Annotated in this window: 18 protein-coding genes and 1 tRNA gene; 6 read left to right on the top strand and 13 right to left on the bottom strand. The window is 67.0% G+C overall.

Going from position 1 to position 16,134, the window contains the following annotated elements; all coding sequences use genetic code 11:
- Positions 1-57: 57 nt before the first annotated feature.
- From SCLO_RS10840 to SCLO_RS10790, 10 genes are all read right to left on the bottom strand, one after another.
- Positions 58-867: an undecaprenyl-diphosphate phosphatase gene (locus SCLO_RS10840; protein ID WP_066517955.1), complete on the bottom strand. Its 810-nt coding sequence runs from the start codon at positions 865-867 to the stop codon at positions 58-60.
- A gap of 148 nt (positions 868-1,015) precedes the next feature.
- On the bottom strand, positions 1,016-1,963 hold the full coding sequence (locus SCLO_RS10830; protein ID WP_066517946.1) for a complex I NDUFA9 subunit family protein: 948 nt from the start codon (positions 1,961-1,963) through the stop codon (positions 1,016-1,018).
- A gap of 270 nt (positions 1,964-2,233) precedes the next feature.
- Positions 2,234-2,809, bottom strand: coding sequence for a TMEM165/GDT1 family protein (locus SCLO_RS10825; RefSeq protein WP_066517943.1), 576 nt, complete (start codon positions 2,807-2,809; stop codon positions 2,234-2,236).
- Positions 2,810-3,039: 230 nt separating this feature from the next.
- A complete protein-coding gene (locus tag SCLO_RS10820) occupies positions 3,040-3,558 on the bottom strand; it encodes an Mpo1 family 2-hydroxy fatty acid dioxygenase (RefSeq protein WP_066517936.1) in 519 nt (172 codons plus the stop codon).
- A gap of 293 nt (positions 3,559-3,851) precedes the next feature.
- On the bottom strand, positions 3,852-4,223 hold the full coding sequence (locus tag SCLO_RS10815) for a hypothetical protein (RefSeq protein WP_066520512.1): 372 nt from the start codon (positions 4,221-4,223) through the stop codon (positions 3,852-3,854).
- A 138-nt stretch (positions 4,224-4,361) separates the two neighbouring features.
- A complete protein-coding gene (locus SCLO_RS10810) occupies positions 4,362-4,922 on the bottom strand; it encodes a hypothetical protein (RefSeq protein WP_066520495.1) in 561 nt (186 codons plus the stop codon).
- Positions 4,923-4,938: 16 nt separating this feature from the next.
- Positions 4,939-5,493, bottom strand: coding sequence for a demethoxyubiquinone hydroxylase family protein (locus SCLO_RS10805; protein WP_066520492.1), 555 nt, complete (start codon positions 5,491-5,493; stop codon positions 4,939-4,941).
- Positions 5,490-5,975, bottom strand: a complete 486-nt coding sequence (locus tag SCLO_RS10800; protein WP_066520490.1) for a disulfide bond formation protein B — start codon at positions 5,973-5,975, stop codon at positions 5,490-5,492. The genes SCLO_RS10805 and SCLO_RS10800 overlap by 4 nt, the downstream gene beginning before the upstream one ends.
- A gap of 66 nt (positions 5,976-6,041) precedes the next feature.
- The gene (locus SCLO_RS10795) at positions 6,042-6,821 is read right to left on the bottom strand and encodes an SDR family oxidoreductase (RefSeq protein WP_066520489.1); all 780 of its coding nucleotides are present in this window, start codon (positions 6,819-6,821) and stop codon (positions 6,042-6,044) included.
- A gap of 124 nt (positions 6,822-6,945) precedes the next feature.
- Positions 6,946-8,304 carry a S41 family peptidase gene (locus SCLO_RS10790; RefSeq protein ID WP_066520487.1) on the bottom strand — a complete coding sequence of 453 codons (1,359 nt, stop codon included), beginning with the start codon at positions 8,302-8,304 and terminating at the stop codon, positions 6,946-6,948.
- A 165-nt stretch (positions 8,305-8,469) separates the two neighbouring features.
- Between SCLO_RS10790 and SCLO_RS10785 the strand changes: the two genes are divergently transcribed.
- The 3 genes from SCLO_RS10785 (at position 8,470) to SCLO_RS10775 (ending at position 11,687) form a co-directional block, all read left to right on the top strand.
- Complete coding sequence (locus SCLO_RS10785) at positions 8,470-9,003, top strand: hypothetical protein (protein WP_066520482.1); 534 nt, start codon at positions 8,470-8,472, stop codon at positions 9,001-9,003.
- Between the two features lie 666 nt (positions 9,004-9,669).
- A complete protein-coding gene (locus SCLO_RS10780) occupies positions 9,670-10,506 on the top strand; it encodes a cupin domain-containing protein (RefSeq protein WP_066520479.1) in 837 nt (278 codons plus the stop codon).
- Positions 10,503-11,687, top strand: a complete 1,185-nt coding sequence (locus SCLO_RS10775; protein ID WP_231923217.1) for a GNAT family N-acetyltransferase — start codon at positions 10,503-10,505, stop codon at positions 11,685-11,687. Before SCLO_RS10780 ends, SCLO_RS10775 begins: the two co-directional genes overlap by 4 nt.
- A gap of 169 nt (positions 11,688-11,856) precedes the next feature.
- Here the strand turns inward: SCLO_RS10775 and SCLO_RS10770 are convergent, their stop codons facing one another.
- The 3 genes from SCLO_RS10770 to SCLO_RS10760 form a co-directional block, all read right to left on the bottom strand.
- A complete protein-coding gene (locus SCLO_RS10770; RefSeq protein ID WP_066520478.1) occupies positions 11,857-12,156 on the bottom strand; it encodes a 3TM-type holin in 300 nt (99 codons plus the stop codon).
- Between the two features lie 35 nt (positions 12,157-12,191).
- On the bottom strand, positions 12,192-12,731 hold the full coding sequence (locus SCLO_RS10765; protein WP_066520477.1) for a glycoside hydrolase family 108 protein: 540 nt from the start codon (positions 12,729-12,731) through the stop codon (positions 12,192-12,194).
- Between the two features lie 146 nt (positions 12,732-12,877).
- Positions 12,878-12,954: transfer RNA gene (locus tag SCLO_RS10760), tRNA-Pro, on the bottom strand.
- 184 nt (positions 12,955-13,138) lie between these two features.
- Between SCLO_RS10760 and yajC the strand changes: the two genes are divergently transcribed.
- From yajC to secF, 3 genes are read left to right on the top strand one after another with little or no spacing between them, the layout of a single operon-like run.
- Positions 13,139-13,474: a preprotein translocase subunit YajC gene (gene yajC / locus SCLO_RS10755; protein WP_066520476.1), complete on the top strand. Its 336-nt coding sequence runs from the start codon at positions 13,139-13,141 to the stop codon at positions 13,472-13,474.
- Between the two features lie 7 nt (positions 13,475-13,481).
- On the top strand, positions 13,482-15,080 hold the full coding sequence (secD, locus tag SCLO_RS10750) for a protein translocase subunit SecD (RefSeq protein WP_066520474.1): 1,599 nt from the start codon (positions 13,482-13,484) through the stop codon (positions 15,078-15,080).
- 19 nt (positions 15,081-15,099) lie between these two features.
- Entirely contained in the window at positions 15,100-16,077 is a 978-nt protein-coding gene (secF, locus tag SCLO_RS10745; RefSeq protein WP_066520472.1) for a protein translocase subunit SecF, read from the top strand.
- The last annotated feature ends 57 nt before the right edge of the window (positions 16,078-16,134 follow it).

Raw genomic sequence — 16,134 nt, 5'->3', positions numbered from 1 at the left:
CGGTCTTTAATGAGAACCTATCGCAAGATGGGACAGGATTTTAGTTCCGTATCGGTCCTATCTCATCCCCAGCCAGACCAGCGCCGCCGCGCCCGCCACGATTCGATACCAGGCGAAGGGCGCGAAGCCGTGCCGCGACACCAGCCCGACGAACCATTTGATGACCAGCAGCGCGACGATGAAGGACACCGCGAAGCCCAGCGCGATGCTGCCCCATCCCACGGCGCCGCTGGTGATCTGGTCACCTTTCTTCAGCAGTTCCAGCGTGCTCGCCCCCAGCATGGTGGGGATGGCGAGGAAGAAGCTGAACTCCGCCGCCGTCCGCCGCTCGACGCCCAGCGTCAGCGCGCCCATGATCGTCGCGCCCGACCGGCTGACGCCGGGGATCATCGAAATGCACTGGATGAAGCCGATGCCGATCACCTGCATCACCGGAATGTCCGCGATGCCGTGATAGCGCGGCGTCTTCACCATCCGCTCGATCAACAGGATCGCGACGCCGCCCACGATCAGCGCCCAGGCCACCACCTTGGGCGCGCCCAGCAGCACCTCGATATAGTCGTGCAGCGCCAGCCCGATCGCGGCGGACGGGATGAAGGCGATCAGCAGGTTGCGCACGAACCGCCAACTGACCGGCTCCCGCCGCAGCAGTCCCGTGGCGACCGCCCAGAATGTCCGCCAGTACAGCACCACCACCGCCAGGATCGCGCCCAGCTGGATGACGACGTTGAACATCGCCCATGTCGATGCGTCATAGCCCAGCAGCTCGCTCGCCAATATCAGGTGCCCGGTCGAGGACACGGGCAGGAATTCGGTCAGCCCCTCGACGATGCCGAGCAGGATGACCGTCAGATAATGCATGTCCATGGGGCGCTATGGTCCTCGATCAGATGCGTTTCTTGGGGAAAGGGCAGGATGATGGTGCGCCGCGCACCTTGCCGCAGACCGCGCCGCCCGCAAAGCGCCCGGCGGGCGGCCGGTCGCGCGCGGCTTTCGCTCCGTCGACGGTGGCGGTTCAGGCCTTCGCGCGCCCGGCGAAGCGGCCGTGGCGGCGATAGCGCACCAGCCAGCCTTCCGCGACCGCGGCCATCGGCGTCGGCGCAACGCCCAGCGCCGCCAGCCCTTCCGCGCCCGGCGCCACCACATTGTCCTTCTGCAACATCGCATATTGGTCCTTCGTGATGGGCGCGCCCGGCAGGAAGCCGAAGGCCGCGATCAGCGAGGCGACCGGCGCGGGCACCGCCACCAGATTGCGCTCCCGCCCGATGGCCCTGGCGATCCACGCGTTCAGTTCCATCATGCTCAGCACCTGCGGCCCGCCCAGCTCATAGGTCTTGCCGCCATGCACGCCCGGCTCCGCCGCCGCATGGGCGATGGCGTTGGCGACATCGGTGACGAACACCGGCTGGAACTTCGTCTCCGCGCCGATCACCGGCACGACCGGGGCCATGCGGATCAGATCGGCGAAGCGGTTGAGGAACTGGTCCTCGGGCCCGAAGACGATCGAGGGCCGGAGGATCGTCGCGTTCGGGAAAGCCGCCTTCACCGCCGCTTCGCCCGCCGCCTTGGACCGGCCATAGGCCGAAGGGCTGTGCGCGTCCGCGCCGATGGCCGACACATGGACCAGCGCCTTGACGCCGGCCTCCGCCGCCGCCTTCGCCACATTTTCCGCGCCCTGCCGGTGCACCGCGTCGAAATCGCCCTTGAGGATGCCGACGAGGTTCACGACGATATCGCTGCCCGCCACGGCCAGCGCGACGCTTTTGGGCTTGCGGATGTCGGCCGCGACGAACTGCGTCTGGCCAAGCCCGCCCAGCGGCTTCACCCGCATCGCGCCCGCCAGGTCGCGCTGCGCCACGCGCACCCGCGCGCCGCGCTCCAGCAAGGCCTGCGCCACCTGGCGGCCCAGAAAGCCGCCGCCGCCGAACAGGGTAACCAGACTGTCCTTCATCACGCGTCCCATGTCTGTCTGAAGTGGGGGAAGATTGCTCATCCTCCCCTTGCATCAGCCGCCGCCCGCTGACAACCGCCTTTGCGGCATCCGGCGCAAACCCGCCCGCCCGCTCGGCTCCCCGCCGGTGTCGAAACGGATGGCGCGAGGGCGGGTTTGAGGCAGTTGTTGCCGTTCCTTCACCCCGTTCGGGCTGAGCGAAGTCGAAGCCTGTCCTGAGCTTGTAGAAGGGGCTTCCCTACGGTCGGCCGTGCCCTTCGACCTCGCGCAGGGCGACCCCTCCTAGATCCACCCCTGCAAATCCGCGATCATCCACAGGCCCAGCAACAGGAACAGCAGCGCCGCCCCGATCTGAAGCGCGCGCATCGGCACCTTCTTCGCCAGCACCTCGCCGAACAGCACGGCGGGCACGTTGGCGATCATCATGCCCAGCGTCGTCCCCGCCGTCACCGCCAGCAGGCTGTCGAAGCGCGCGCCCAGCGCCACCGTCGCGACCTGCGTCTTGTCGCCCATCTCGACCAGGAAGAACGCCACCAGCGTCGTCACGAACACGCCCGCCTTCGACGGCGCCTTGAGCGGCGCGTCCTCGTCGATCTTGTCGGGGATCAGCGTCCAGGCCGCCATCGCGATGAAGCTCGCCGCCACCGCATAGCGGAACCAGTCCTGCGTCAGCACGCCCGCGATCGAGTGCCCGAGCAGCGCGGCCAGGAAATGATTGGCCATCGTCGCGAAGAGGATGCCCAGGATGATCGGCACCGGCTTGCGGAACCGCGTGGCGAGCAGCATCGCCAGCAACTGCGTCTTGTCGCCCATTTCGGCGAGCGCCACCAGCGCGGAGGAAGTAAGAAGAGCGTCCATTCGATCTTTCCGGGGCCGGGCGAAAGTGAAAGACGCAATGCCACCGCCTCCTCCCGCCCGGCCGGACAGGGAAGATGCGATGCCATTGGTCTCGCCCGACAGGCGGGAAACCCTGTCCCGCTTGTCCCGTCCGCCACGGCCTCTCGACCGAATATGTTGACGAACGGCCCGCTGCATCCGCAACGGCTGGCTACTCCCCAGATGACGCAAGCGTCTTTAGGGCAGCGGCGTCACTGTGGCAAGCGTCGTTCGGCGGGTTTCGCCAGCCGCTTTTCGACGGCCTGCCTGACGGCCCGCCGCGCGCCCAGGGCAAAGACGATTTCCGCCACGATGAACAGCGGCCCGATGATGAGCCCCCTCATGTCGTCCAGAAAGGCGGGCTTGCGTCCTTCATAGCCATGGCCGACCAGTTGCAGCGCCCATCCCGCGACGAACAGCCCGCCGCCCGCCGCCAGCCACGGTCCCGTCGGCATCCGGGCGGCCTCCAGCCCCACCCAGCAGCCGACCGCCAGCAGCGCGGTCATGATCGCCCCCAGCATGGCGTCGAGCCGCAGATAATAGAAGGCCGCCAGCGTCGAAATCGCGATGGCGGGCGTCAGCGGGATCGGATCGGCGGGCAGCACCGGCCGCGACAGCAGGATGTCGACGCCCATCACGATCATCGGGATGCCGACCATGTGCGTCGCGACATTATGGGGATGGCGGTGATAGGCCGCGTAGAGCGTCAGATGGTGGACCAGCCTGCTCATGGGTCGGGCTCCTCCTCTTCGGGCGCGATCTCCCGCCGCGTCCTTCCAGCGCGATTCTGTGCCCGATCCGCGCCTGTCGCAAGAAGATTTTCGCGCCCGGCGGGACGGGATGGCGGCTTTTGGGTGGTTAGCGGACTGTCGCGGCTTAGATGCCAACCCCCGTTCGCCCTGAGCTTGTCGAAGGGTCAGCCTGAGCGAAGTCGAAGGCAACACCTCACTTCGTTCGGTGGAAAGATTCTACTTCGCCCAGCCCGAACGGAGATTGAATGTCCCCTCTTGACCGACCTCCCCCCTCAAGGTTCCCCCTTGGACTCCCGCATCCGCCGTTCGGCGAACCATTGCTCCAGCATCTTGGCGGTGCAGCCGGTAAAGCCGTTGCTGCCGATCGCCGAGCAGCTTCCCGGCAGGGTCTGCCGCTGCACCTGCTCCATCGTCGCGACCTGGCTGCCCCAGCCGGGGCCGCCCGCCGGAGCGGGCTTTTCCCGCATCTTCTTGGGGATGCGATAGCGTTCGGATTCCGGCTTGCGCGCGCACACGACGATCTCGTCGCCCTCGCCCTTGGGGCAGGGATCGTCGCCATAGACGATCAGGTTGAATATCTTTTGCGGGGGATCGGCGGGCACCGGGGGCGGGGGAGGGGCCGCCTGCGCGGCTGTCCCCGCCATCAGCAGGAGGGAGGGCCACAGGGCACGAAAACGCATCACGCAAATCCTTCCATTACGCCCCTGTCTTTCCCTCTACGCCCCATGGAGGAAGCCGTCCTGTGACGGCGCGGTCCCGCCGCTCCCGTCAGGGCCGCCGCCTCAGGGCCGGTCCGGCGCGCCGCCCGTCGGTTCCCCGGCCGTGTCCGCCGCGCGCGCCTTTTCCTCCGCCACGGCCTGTTCCTCTATCGCCTTGCTGTCCGCGTCGATGGTGGAAAGCCGCCGCGCGCGCTCCGCCTCGACCAGGTCCTTCCAGCTCGCATTGTCCGCCTGCTGCCGCTCGGCCTTGGCCAGCCGCGCCAGCTGCGCGAAGCATCCCGTCGCGCCGCCGCCGCCGACCGGCGAGCAGCTTTCCGTGCCGCTGCGACCCACATATTCCATCGACCGCACCCGCTCGCCCCACGCCTGATGGCTCGGCTGGTTCGGATCGCCGCGCAGCGGTTCGGGGATGCGATAGCGTTCCTCCTCGCCCTTGCGCGCGCACACCACGATGTCGCTGCCGGAACTTTGCGGGCAGGGGTCGTCGCCATAGACGATGACCAGGTTCACTTTCTCATTGTCCGGCGCGGCGGCGGGCGCGGCCTGATCGGCGGGGCCGCTCTGCGCCATGGCGGTGCTTGCCATCGTCAGCGCGGCAAGGGCGAACATCGGCGTCTTCATCATCGTATCAGCGTCCTTCTCAGATGCGCTTCGACAGCGCGATGGCGGCACGGCAGCCCAGGCGGATGGCGCCCGACAAGAGGGGATAGGCCGGCGCCTGCTCCGCGCCATGGGCCAGAGCCGTGTCGCGATGCTCGGCCTCCTCCGCCTGAAAATCCGCGATGAGCGTGGAGAGTTCCGGGTCGTCCCCGCCCAATTGCCGCAACTGTTCCGCATAATGCAGGTCGATCTCGGTCTCGATGGCGGCGGTGCAGGCCATGGCGGCGCGCGGCCCGATCGCCGCCGTCACCGCGCCCAGCGCGAATCCCGCCGCGTCCCAGACCGGCGCCAGCATCGTCGGCCGCACGCCCCTCTGCGCGATCATCGCGTCGAATGTCCTGCGGTGGCGTTCCTCCTGCGCGGCCATGCCCGCGATCAGCCGGGCGTCGGGATGCCGGTCGCCCATCACCGCCAGTTGCCCGGCATAGATGCGCGTCGCGCCGAACTCGCCCGCCTGATCCACGCGCAGCATGGAGGCGCGCGCCTTATCGCTCACCTTCCGGCCGGGGCGGGGGAAATCCTTCGCTGCGCTCATGCCGTCGCTCCCTTGCGGCTCAACAGTCCCAAGATGGCGACCATCGCTGCCAGCGACAAGAGCCCGTTATACCCGGCGAGCGAAATGCCGAAGAGGCTCCACGGCGCGACGTCGCATCGCGTGATCGGCGCGGCCATGATCCGGTCCATGATGTCGGCCGAACTCCCGCCCCCCGGACTGGTGGAACAGGCCGTCAGCCCCTGCCACCAGCCATATTCGACCCCCGCATGAAAGACGCCGATGCCGCCGCTGGCCCCGATGGCGAGCGCGGCGAGCGCCACGAAGGCCGCGCTGACGCCCGGCCGTCCCCTGGCGGCAAAGGCGATCAGCGCCAGCACGATCGCCGCCATATGCGGATAACGCTGCCACCAGCACATCTCGCACGGATGCAGCCCGCCCGCATATTGCGAGGCATAGGCCCCGCCGAGCAACAGGACGGGAACGATCAGCGCCAGCGCGCGGGCGAGAGGCAGAAACTTCATGAGCCCCGCTTAAACCGTGGCGCGCCTTTCGTCATGCTGAACTTGCGTGATGGTCATGGACAAATCTCAGCCCGGCGAGGCCGACGACCCCGCCAGCAACCCGCCGTCGATATGCACTTCCGTCCCGGTGACATAGCCGGCCTCGTCGGACGCGAGCGTCACGGCAAGGGCGGCCACTTCCTCCGGCATCCCGAATCGTTTCAGCGGCGTATCGGCCACCAAAGCCTGCATCCGCGCCTCCCGGTCAGGGCCGTTGCCCAGCATCGGTTCCCAGATGGGCGTCCATATGGCGGCGGGGTGGATGGAATTGCATCGGATCTTCCAGCCCTGCTGCGCGCAATACAGGGCGACGGTCTTGCTGTGATTGCGGATCGCCGCCTTGGACGAGGCATAGGCGGCCGCGCCCGGAATCCCGACCAGTCCGGAGCGTGAGGAAATATTGATGATGGACCCGGCGCCCCGCGCCTTCATCGCCCCGATCGCGTAGCGGCAGCCCAGAAATGTGCCGTCCAGATTGACGCGATGAACCTCGCGCCAGTCGGCAAGGCTGGCATGTTCGGGATCGTGGGCGGCCATCCCCCGCTCGAAACCCGTCACGCCCGCATTGTTGACCACCACGTCGGCGGCGGGCACCATTTCCGCCAGCCTCCGCCAGTCGGCTTCCTCGCGCACGTCGAGCTTCTCGAACCGGCACCCGATCTCCGCCGCCGCCGCCGTGCCGGACGCTTCTTCCAGGTCGGTGACGATGACGGATGCGCCTTCCTCATGGAATCGCGCGGCGATGGCGTGGCCGATGCCCCGCGCGGCACCGGTGATGACGCAAATCTTGTCCTTCAATCTTGGCATGATATTCTCGAAACAGGGGGGCCCGGTTGGCGGATGGGGCCGCCGGTGAAAGCCGTGCCGCTTTTTTCAGCGGTGACGCTGGATCATGTCGAAAACGCCCGCCCTGGGCGCTCCGGCCCCCATCTCACCGCGTTCCCGGCTTCTTTCCCGCCGCCGCCGCCTGCGCCTGCGCGATGGCGGTGTGCGGGGAAGCCGCCAGCCGCGCGATCGTCTTGAGCGCATAGTCGAGCTGGAAGTCCTCGATCCCCTTCTTCTTCAGTTCCTCCGCCGTCGCGGTGAAGCGGGGATCGTCCTTGATGTCTTCCTCCAGCGCGGCATTGTCCGTCTTGATCTCGTTGATCAGGTGACGGCGCAGGTCGCTCTCGCGGAATTTCGGCCGGTTCTTGTAGTCGGGGTCGGAAAGCTGCGGCACCTTGATGTCCGGCTCGATCCCGCCTTCCTGCACCGACCGGCCGGAAGGCGTGTAATAACGCGCCGTCGTCAGCTTGAGCGCGGTGGTGTTGGACAGCGGCAGCATCGTCTGCACGCTCCCCTTGCCGAAGCTCCGCTCGCCCATCACCAGCGCGCGATGCTGGTCCTGCAACGCCCCCGCCACGATCTCCGAGGCCGAAGCCGATCCCGCGTCCACCAGCACGATCACCGGCAGCCCCTTCGCGTCGTCGCCCGGCTTGGCGTAATAGCGTTCGATGTCGCCCTTGGCCCGGCCGCGCTGCGACACGATCTCGCCGCGCTCCAGGAAGGAATCGCTGACGGCCACCGCCTCGTCCAGCAAGCCGCCCGGATTGGATCGCAGGTCCAGGATATAGCCGGTCGGCTTATGCCCCAGCGACGTGTCGATGCTGCGGAAGGCCTGCCGCACGTCCGCGCCGGTATTGGCGGAAAAGCTGATGATGTTGATGATGCCGACGCCGTTCTTCACTTCCCACTTCACGGGCTTGAGCTGGATGATCTCGCGCGTCAGGGTGAGGTCGATGGGCTTGTCGCGGCCGGGGCGCACGATGGTGAGCTTGATCTGCGTGCCCGGCGCGCCCCGCATCTTGTCGACCGCCTCGTCCAGCGTGCCGCCATAGATCAGCGCGCCGTCCAGATGGGTGATATAGTCGCCCGCCTTGATCCCCGCGCGCCAGGCCGGGGTATCCTGCGTCGGCGCGATCACCTTGACCGCGCCGTCCTCCTGCGTGACCGAGAGGCCCAGGCCCCCATAGCTTCCTTCCGTCTGCGTCCGCAGATTCTGGAAGTCCCGCGCGTCGAGGAAACTGCTATGCGGATCGAGGCTGGCCAGCATCCCGTCGATCGCGCCCTTGATGAGCTTTTCGTCGTCCACCTTCTCGACATAGTCGGTGCGGACTTTCTGGAACACGTCCATGAATTCGTCGAGCGCCTTGTAGCTGCTGGCGTCGGCATCGGCGAGCGCGGCGGTGGTGGCGGGAATGAGCGCAAGCGCGCCGAGCGCGACCGCGCCCTGTAGAAAAGCCGATTTCATGGGTGTCCTTGGCATTGGCATCGTGAAGCCCGTCATAAGCGGATTTGCGGCCGGACGCAAAGCTCCGCTCGACCCCCGCCGCCTCTTTTCGGCAAGCGCCGCGTTCCTGCGCGCGCGTCCGCGAGGGGACTTGAGCCCAAAGCCCGCCTCGGGCATGGAGGAACGATGCGCCTTCATCCCTCCTTTCCCGCCGCCGCGCCCTTCCTCGTCCTGCTGGCCTCCTGCGTCGCGCCGCCGCAACAGCCGCCCGCGCCTGCTCCCGCGCCCCCTCCCGCGCCTGCGCCCGAACCGGCCCCCGCGCCCGCCGCGATGGAATGGCACGACCGCCCCGTGACGCCCGGCAACTGGACGTATCGCCCCGAAACGGGCGGCACCCTCGCCGCCTATGGCGCGGGGGGAGCCGCGCCCTTCCTCTCCATCCGCTGCGACACCGCGTCCCGGCGGATCAGCGTCGCCCGTCCCGGCGCGGCGCAGGGGACGATGACGATCCGCACCAGCTATGGCGCGATGGCGTGGCCCGCGCAGCCTTCCACCACCGTCACGCCGCAGACGGTCGCGATCCGCGCCGCCAGCGATCCCGCGCTCGACCAGATCGCCTACAGCCGGGGCAAGTTTGCGGTGGAGGTGGCGGGCCAGCCGCCGCTCATCCTGCCCAACTGGGCGGAAGTCTCCCGCGTGATCGAGGATTGCCGCGGCTGAATTGTCAGGGATTTGCGCTGATGGTCCGCGCCGTCCGGTTTTCGGCGCGGACGAACGAGTATGATTCGAAAAAAGAATAATACAAGCCTTGATCCTTCGCCCGGTCTGATTCACAAATCGCTTCGTGGCCGGTTCGACCAGCCACGCGGGCTTCAACAAGCGAAAGGAGGTGATCCGATGTCTCATGGTTCAGCAATGGGGTCGGTCAAGTCCATTCGGGGAACGCGCCGCTGAGAGACGCCACCGGCGTCGACCTTTCCGGACAGCAGGGACTTGAGGGGAGCCGACAGACAGGCCGCCCCCCGTCTCCACCGGACGACAAGCGCGAACAACGTCACCTTTTGGGCGGCACATCCGGCCGCTGACCATGTCAATGACGGGCCGTCGGGCGTTGCGCCCGGCGGCCCCTCTCATATATGTTCGGGGCACAGGTGGCGCGCAAACGGGCGCGCAAACAGGGATGCCCGTCCGTGTCCGCGTCGCGACGGTTCGCTCCTATCCTCGACCATTTTCTGTCATGCGGCGGGCGGAATGGTTCGTCCGGTTCACGGAAAACGGGCCGTTTCGGTGGCTGTTGCAGACTATCCGTCCCTTATTTAACGGGATTTTCAACCTTCAACGGCAACGGTGAGGCGATCGCCCGTTCGCCGCTGAAGAGTCGCCGCCATGTCCTTCCTCGCCTCGTCCAGCCTGGGACCTCTCGCCAGCGCCTATCCCCTGTCGCCCACGATGTTGCGGCACGGCATGGCCGGCCATCCGCTCCTGTCTTTCGAGGCGCTGGCGGAAGCGGCGCTCGAAATGCCGCCGCAATTTGTGGAGCGCCGGATCGCCCATGCCGTCAACGGCGGCGAATTCGCGATGGACCGGTCGGACGACAGCGATGCCGCCACCGTCATCCGGTCGATCCGGAGCCGCGGCAACTGGGTCATGCTTCGCTTCGTCGAGCAATTGCCCGCCTATCGCGACCTGCTGGACGGGTTGATGGATCAGATCGGGCCCGCGATCATGCCCGCGACCGGCCCGGGTCTGACGGTCAGGGGGTTCATCTTCATTTCCTCGCCCGGCACGCTGACCCCGTTTCACTTCGACTGCGAATATAACATCCTGTTCCAGATCGCGGGCGACAAGCATTTCGCGACCTATCCGCCCGCGCCGCCCTGGCTGCCGCACGACCGGCACGAGGCCTATTATAGCGGGGCGGAAAATCTGCTGCCCTGGAACGACGCCTATGAGGAGGAAGCGAACGTCCACCACCTGCGGCCCGGCGATGCGCTGTTCGTCCCCTTCGCGTCGCCGCATTGGGTGAAGGCGGGCGCGGAGCCCTCCATCTCGCTGTCGATCACCTGGCAGAGCCGCTGGAGCCAGTCGGTGGGCGACGCCATGCGGATCGATCCGATCCTGCGGCGCTGGGGTCTGCCGGCCAGCGGCGTGCCCGCATGGCCCAGGGCTTCGAAATGGCGCTCGCTCGGGTGCCGCATGGCTCGCAAGGCGCGGCTGCTGTGACCTTTCTGTCCCACGGCGCGTTCCGGATCGGCGATGGTGACGCATGGGCGGCGGCCGGCGCCCGGCGGCCCCTTGTGCGGATGCTGCGTCACGCCGATCTGACGGCAGGCGACCGGGCGTGCTGGGCGGCGCTCTCCGCCCAGGCCGGCGCCGCCAACATATTCGCGCAGGACTGGTTCATGGACGCGGCGCTCCGCCATGCCGGGAATGGCCATGACGTGCGGCTGGCCGTCGTCGGCCATCAACGCGGGCCGTGGCTGGGCGTCATGCCGCTGGTCGCCGGTTCCCGTTTCGGGCGTTGGCCCACGCGCATCTGGCGCAACTGGTCGGCGACCAACCAGTTTCTGGGCACGCCGCTGGTGGCCGCGCCATCCGCCGATATGTTCTGGGCCAGCCTGCTCGCCTATCTCGATGCGCGCGCCGGTGGCGGGATCATGCTGCATTTCGAGAGGTTCGACGCCGACGATCCGGTCAGCATCGCGCTGCGGGATCGTTGTGAGCGGGAAGGACGCGCGCTCCACATCCTCCATGGCGTCGACCGCCCGGCGCACCGCGCGGGCGACGATGCCGAAGGCCGCGCCGACGCCAAGACGCAAGGGCGGCTGCGCAGCCTGTGGCGTCGGCTCGAACGCGATCATGGTCCCGTCGCGATCGCCATGGCCGATCCCGCCCGGTCCTGCCTTCCCTGGATCGATGCCTTTCTGGAGATGGAGGCCGCTGGCTGGAAGGGCCGCGCCGGGAGCGCGCTTGGCAGCCATCCGGCCACCGAGGCGCTGTTCCGCGCCGTGATCGAACGCGGCCATGCGAACGGCAGCGCGCGCCTCGCCAGCCTGTCGGCCGGCGGCCGGGTGATCGCCATGTCGAGCTGGTTCGAATCCGCCACCTGGGGCCATGGCTTCAAGATGACCTATGACGAGGATTATCGCGCCTATGCGCCGGGCCAGCTGTTGATGCGGGACGTTCGCGAAAGGATCGGACACCGGCCCGGCATGTCTTTCGACACCTGCGTCCCGCGCGACGCGATCCATTGCCATCGGCTGTGGCGAAGCCAGCGGACGATCATCGACGGCGCCGTCGCGATCGGTTCGCCGTGGCGGCGTTTTCGTTTCGATGCCCTCATAAGGGCGCGGTCGGCCTATGCGGCGGTCAAGACCCGTTTTTCCGGGCCGCCGGCGGCATAAGGGGGTAAACGGTCGTCATGCCCGCGCCGCCGACCGGCTGCGGTTTCCGCGACGCGGGCCGGGGAAGCGCCGGCCGAACACGACAGGTTGCGGATCGGGCGGTCCGGTCGCCGCATGGCCGGGGCTGGGGCCGGGGCCGGGGCCGGAGCGGGACCGGAGCGGGGCCGCTCTACCGCTCCACGCCCTTCGCCTTCCCCCACGCCCGCGCGGCGGTATAGCCCAGATAGCCCGTGCCGAAGAGCGCATAGAGCGGCTCGGGCAGCGCCTCCAGATAGGCGCGCATTCCCTCGACGATGGCCGCCGCCATCTGCGGCCGGACGCCCGCGATCAGGCCCATCGGGATCGACCACAGCAGCAGCCCGTACATGACGTAGAGAAAGGCGGGCCGCGCCCGCCGGACCCATGCGTCGTCCTCTTCCCTCGTCGCCTCGGCGGCGGCGGTCGCGGCCGCTTCCTGTCTCTTCTCCATGCCGCTCTCCCTAACCTAACCTAACCTAACCTAACCTAACCGATCCGGTTCGCCAGCCATCCATAGAGAAAAGCTTCGTTGGCGGGCCTGCTTTCCGCGAGCGCGATATAGCGCTCTCCCTGCAACGCCTCGACCGCCTTCAGCAGCACGCGTTCGCCCGCGCGCCCGCGCAGCGCCATGAACGCGCCCAGCGCCGCCAGCGTCTTCGCGCCGATCTTCCGGTCGACGGCCAGGTCGGGATAATCCTTCTGGTTGCGGTTGAGCGCGTTGAGCGCCCGCTGGAGGAAGGCCGTCGCCACCGCCGGGCCCATATTGACCCCGGTGTCGAACAGTTCCGCCGCCACCTCCGGCGCGACCTCCGCCGCGAAGGCATAGCCGGGGCGTTCCCAGTAAAGCCGGCGATAGATGCTTTCCGCCACGCTCCGGGGCATCTTCCGCATGTCCCCGGCATAGCCGTTCTCCCGCGCCACCGCCTGCGTGATGCCCCAGTTCGTCGGCCCTCCGCGATCGGCCGGATGATGGCTGTAACCCCCCTCCCGCTCGATCAGCTCGTCGATCAGCCCCGCAATATCCATGTCCGCCCGCCCCTCTCTTCGGAAAGGCGAATCATTTATCCCATATGGTTCGCTGTAGGACAGCAAAAACCGCAGGGGCCCCCTGGAAATAGGAAAAATAGGAGAAGCGCGAAAACGGCGACACTTCGCCATCTCCTTCGCTATTTTGGTCGGGACGAGAGGATTCGAACCTCCGACCCCCACACCCCCAGTGTGATGCGCTACCAGGCTGCGCTACGTCCCGACCGGAGCCGCGGCACATAGAAGCATGTGCGATAACATGCAAGGCCCGCACACCGCTTTTTGCCATCCGCCCCATATCCTAATCATATTGCCTCGCCCGTCCCGCTGTGTTAGCCGCCCGCCCTTGATCCGTGGGTGCCCGACGCGCCCGCGGCTGGACAAGAGAACAAGGCGAAAGTCCCATCATGCTCATAACTCCAGCTTTTGCCCAGGCCGCTGGCGGGCAGGCATCCGGCGCTTCCATGCTGGTGCAGATGCTGCCGCTGGTCCTGATCTTCGTGATCTTCTGGTTCCTGCTGATCCGCCCGCAGCAAAAGCGGATGAAGGATCACAAGGCCAAGATCGACGCGGTGAAGAAGGGCGATCAGATCGTCACCGGCGGCGGTCTCGTCGGCAAGGTCGTCCGCGTCGACGACGTCTATGTCGACGTGGAACTGGCGCCGGGCATGAAGGTGAAGGCTGTCAGGGGGACGCTGTCCGACGTGGTCGATCCCATGACCGCCAAGCCCGCGAACGACTGAGCGCTCCATGCTGAACTTCTCGCGCTCGGCGGTCATCGCGATCGTGCTGCCGCTGCTCATCGGCATATTGTGCGCCGTGCCCAGTTTCCTGCCGGACGCCACCGTGGAGAAGCTGCCCAAATTCATGCAGACCCGCGTGAACCTGGGGCTCGACCTGTCGGGCGGCAGCCACCTGCTGCTCGAAGCCTCCACCCAGGATGTCGCGAAGCAACGGCTCACCAATATGGAGGAGCAGGTCCGCACGGAACTGCGCCGGGGCGACCCGAAGATCGCGATCGGGGACATCTCCAGCCGCGACGGGAAATTGAGCTTCATGATCCGCGACCCGTCGCAGGTCGATGCCGCCGTCGAGCGCATCCGCCCGCTGACGCAGGGGGCGGGACTCACCGGCCAGCGCGACTTCAATGTCGAGGTGGTGAACAGCTCCACCATCGTCATCACGCCCACCAGCGCGGGCATCAACAATGCGGTGAAGAGCGCGATGGAGGTCGCGACCGAAGTCATCCGCAAGCGCATCGACGAAATGGGCACCCGCGAGCCCACCATCCAGCAGCAGGGCGACAACCGCATCGTCGTGCAGGTGCCCGGACTCCAGAATCCCAAGGCGCTGAAGGATTTGCTGGGCCAGACCGCGAAGCTCGAATTCAAGCTGGTCGACACGACCGCCGATCCCACCGAAGTGGCGCAAGGCCGCGCGCCGGTGGGCAGCGAGGTCCTGCCTTATCCCGACAACCCGTCCCGCGTCCCCGTGATCGCGGTCAAGCGGCAGGTGATGGTGTCGGGCGAGGACCTGACCGACGCGACGCAGGGCTATGACCAGAATAATCAGGCCATCGTCAACATCCGCTTCAACGGGTCGGGCGGCCGCAAGTTCGGGCAGGTGACTTCGCAGAACGTCAACCGTCCCTTCGCCATCATCCTCGACGGCAGGGTGCTGTCGGCGCCGAACATCAACGAACCGATCCTGGGCGGCAGCGCGCAGATCAGCGGCAACTTCACGGTGGAAAGCGCCAACCAGCTCGCCATCGCGCTGCGTTCGGGCAAGCTGCCTGTCGCGCTCACGGTGGTGGAGGAACGCACCGTCGGTCCGCAGCTGGGCGCGGATTCGATTCGCGCGGGCCTGATCGCATCGATCATCGCGGTGGTCGCGGTCGCGGCCTTCATGTTCCTGAGCTATGGCCGCTTCGGCATCTATGCGAACATCGCCGTCACCATCAACGTGCTGGTCATCCTGGGCGTGATGGGCATATTGGGCGCGACGCTCACCTTGCCGGGCATCGCCGGTTTCGTGCTGACCATCGGCACGGCGGTGGATGCCAACGTCCTCATCTACGAACGCATCCGCGAAGAGCGCCGCCGGGGCCGGGGCGTGGTGCAAGCCATCGAATATGGCTATAAGGAAGCCAGCCGTACCATTTTCGAAGCGAATGTGACTCACGCCATCGCGGGCGGCATCATGCTGGCGCTCGGTTCGGGACCGATCAAGGGTTTCGCCATCGTGCTGCTGATCGGCATCGCCACCAGCGTCTATACGGCCGTGACCTTCACGCGCGTGCTGGCGGCGCACTGGCTGCGCACCCAGCGCCCGACCGAAATCAACATCTGACGGGGCGGGAGAGACAATTATGAAACTGCTGAAGCTCGTCCCCGACAATACCAATATCGGCTTTGTCAAGCTGCGCCACTGGTGCTTCGCGGTCACGATGCTGCTCACCGCGCTGGCGGTCGGGGCGACGCTGTACAAGGGATTGAACCTGGGCGTCGATTTCGTGGGCGGCCTGATGATCGAGGCGCGTTTCGAACAGCCGCCGCAGATCGACAGGGTGCGGTCGAACATCGCGCGGCTGGGCGTGGGGGAAAGCTCGCTCCAGCAATTCGGCGACCCCCGCACCGTCCAGATTCGCCTGCCCCTTCCCGAGCAGGGCGGCGCCGGCGCCGCCAACGCGGTGGTGGAGCGGACGCGGCAGTCGATGATGGCGGAGTTCCCCGGCGTCACCTTCTCCCGCTACGACACGGTGTCGGGCAAGGTGTCGGGCGAACTCATCCGCGACGGCATCCTCGCCGTGCTGCTGGCGATGATCGGCATCGCGATCTTTTCCTGGTTCCGCTACGAATGGCAGTTCGGCGTCTCGACCTTCGTGGCGATCCTGCACGACGTGGTGATGACCATCGGCTTCTTCGCTATCACCCAGCTGGAATTCGACCTCAATATCGTGGCGGCCGTGCTGACGATCGTCGGCTATTCGATCAATGACAAGATGGTGATCGACGACCGCATCCGCGAGAATATGCGGAAATACCGCAAGATGGACATGAAGGCGCTGATCGATCTGTCGGTCAACGAAACGCTGCCGCGCACGATCATGACATCGGTGACGATGGTCCTTGCGTTGGGTGCGCTGCTCCTGTTCGGCGGTCATGTGCTGCGCGGTTTCGCGGCGGCGATGCTGTTGGGCGTGTTCGTCGGTACTTATTCATCGGTCTATGTGTCTGCATCGCTGCTCGTCACGCTCGGGCTGACGCCCCAGCATGGCGAGCGCAAGGGCGGCGGCCTCCCGGCGCAGGCGGAGCGTACGGCTCCGGGCGATGGAGCCGTGCCCTGAACCAGAAGCGTGCCGGGATGGAACTGCGCCGCGACGATGCCGGGCAGGGGCCCATCG

It is taken from the genome of Sphingobium cloacae (genome assembly GCF_002355855.1).
In the GTDB taxonomy this organism is placed as follows: Bacteria; Pseudomonadota; Alphaproteobacteria; order Sphingomonadales; family Sphingomonadaceae; genus Sphingobium; species Sphingobium cloacae.
The sequence above is the reverse complement of the archived record's forward strand: the minus strand, read 5'-3'. Positions and strand labels throughout refer to the sequence as shown.

Excerpts from the sequence above, each read along its gene's own strand:
- SCLO_RS10780 (WP_066520479.1), top strand. The coding sequence starts at position 9,670 with ATGTCCTTCCTCGCCTCGTCCAGCCTGGGACCTCTCGCCAGCGCCTAT.
- secF (WP_066520472.1), top strand. The coding sequence starts at position 15,100 with ATGAAACTGCTGAAGCTCGTCCCCGACAATACCAATATCGGCTTTGTC.
- SCLO_RS10830 (WP_066517946.1), bottom strand. The coding sequence starts at position 1,963 with ATGGGACGCGTGATGAAGGACAGTCTGGTTACCCTGTTCGGCGGCGGC.
- SCLO_RS10795 (WP_066520489.1), bottom strand. The coding sequence starts at position 6,821 with ATGCCAAGATTGAAGGACAAGATTTGCGTCATCACCGGTGCCGCGCGG.
- SCLO_RS10770 (WP_066520478.1), bottom strand. The coding sequence starts at position 12,156 with ATGGAGAAGAGACAGGAAGCGGCCGCGACCGCCGCCGCCGAGGCGACG.
- SCLO_RS10810 (WP_066520495.1), bottom strand. The coding sequence starts at position 4,922 with ATGATGAAGACGCCGATGTTCGCCCTTGCCGCGCTGACGATGGCAAGC.
- SCLO_RS10825 (WP_066517943.1), bottom strand. The coding sequence starts at position 2,809 with ATGGACGCTCTTCTTACTTCCTCCGCGCTGGTGGCGCTCGCCGAAATG.
- yajC (WP_066520476.1), top strand. The coding sequence starts at position 13,139 with ATGCTCATAACTCCAGCTTTTGCCCAGGCCGCTGGCGGGCAGGCATCC.
- SCLO_RS10790 (WP_066520487.1), bottom strand. The coding sequence starts at position 8,304 with ATGAAATCGGCTTTTCTACAGGGCGCGGTCGCGCTCGGCGCGCTTGCG.
- SCLO_RS10805 (WP_066520492.1), bottom strand. The coding sequence starts at position 5,493 with ATGAGCGCAGCGAAGGATTTCCCCCGCCCCGGCCGGAAGGTGAGCGAT.
- secD (WP_066520474.1), top strand. The coding sequence starts at position 13,482 with ATGCTGAACTTCTCGCGCTCGGCGGTCATCGCGATCGTGCTGCCGCTG.
- SCLO_RS10800 (WP_066520490.1), bottom strand. The coding sequence starts at position 5,975 with ATGAAGTTTCTGCCTCTCGCCCGCGCGCTGGCGCTGATCGTTCCCGTC.
- SCLO_RS10785 (WP_066520482.1), top strand. The coding sequence starts at position 8,470 with ATGCGCCTTCATCCCTCCTTTCCCGCCGCCGCGCCCTTCCTCGTCCTG.
- SCLO_RS10815 (WP_066520512.1), bottom strand. The coding sequence starts at position 4,223 with ATGGCGGGGACAGCCGCGCAGGCGGCCCCTCCCCCGCCCCCGGTGCCC.
- SCLO_RS10820 (WP_066517936.1), bottom strand. The coding sequence starts at position 3,558 with ATGAGCAGGCTGGTCCACCATCTGACGCTCTACGCGGCCTATCACCGC.
- SCLO_RS10840 (WP_066517955.1), bottom strand. The coding sequence starts at position 867 with ATGGACATGCATTATCTGACGGTCATCCTGCTCGGCATCGTCGAGGGG.
- SCLO_RS10765 (WP_066520477.1), bottom strand. The coding sequence starts at position 12,731 with ATGGATATTGCGGGGCTGATCGACGAGCTGATCGAGCGGGAGGGGGGT.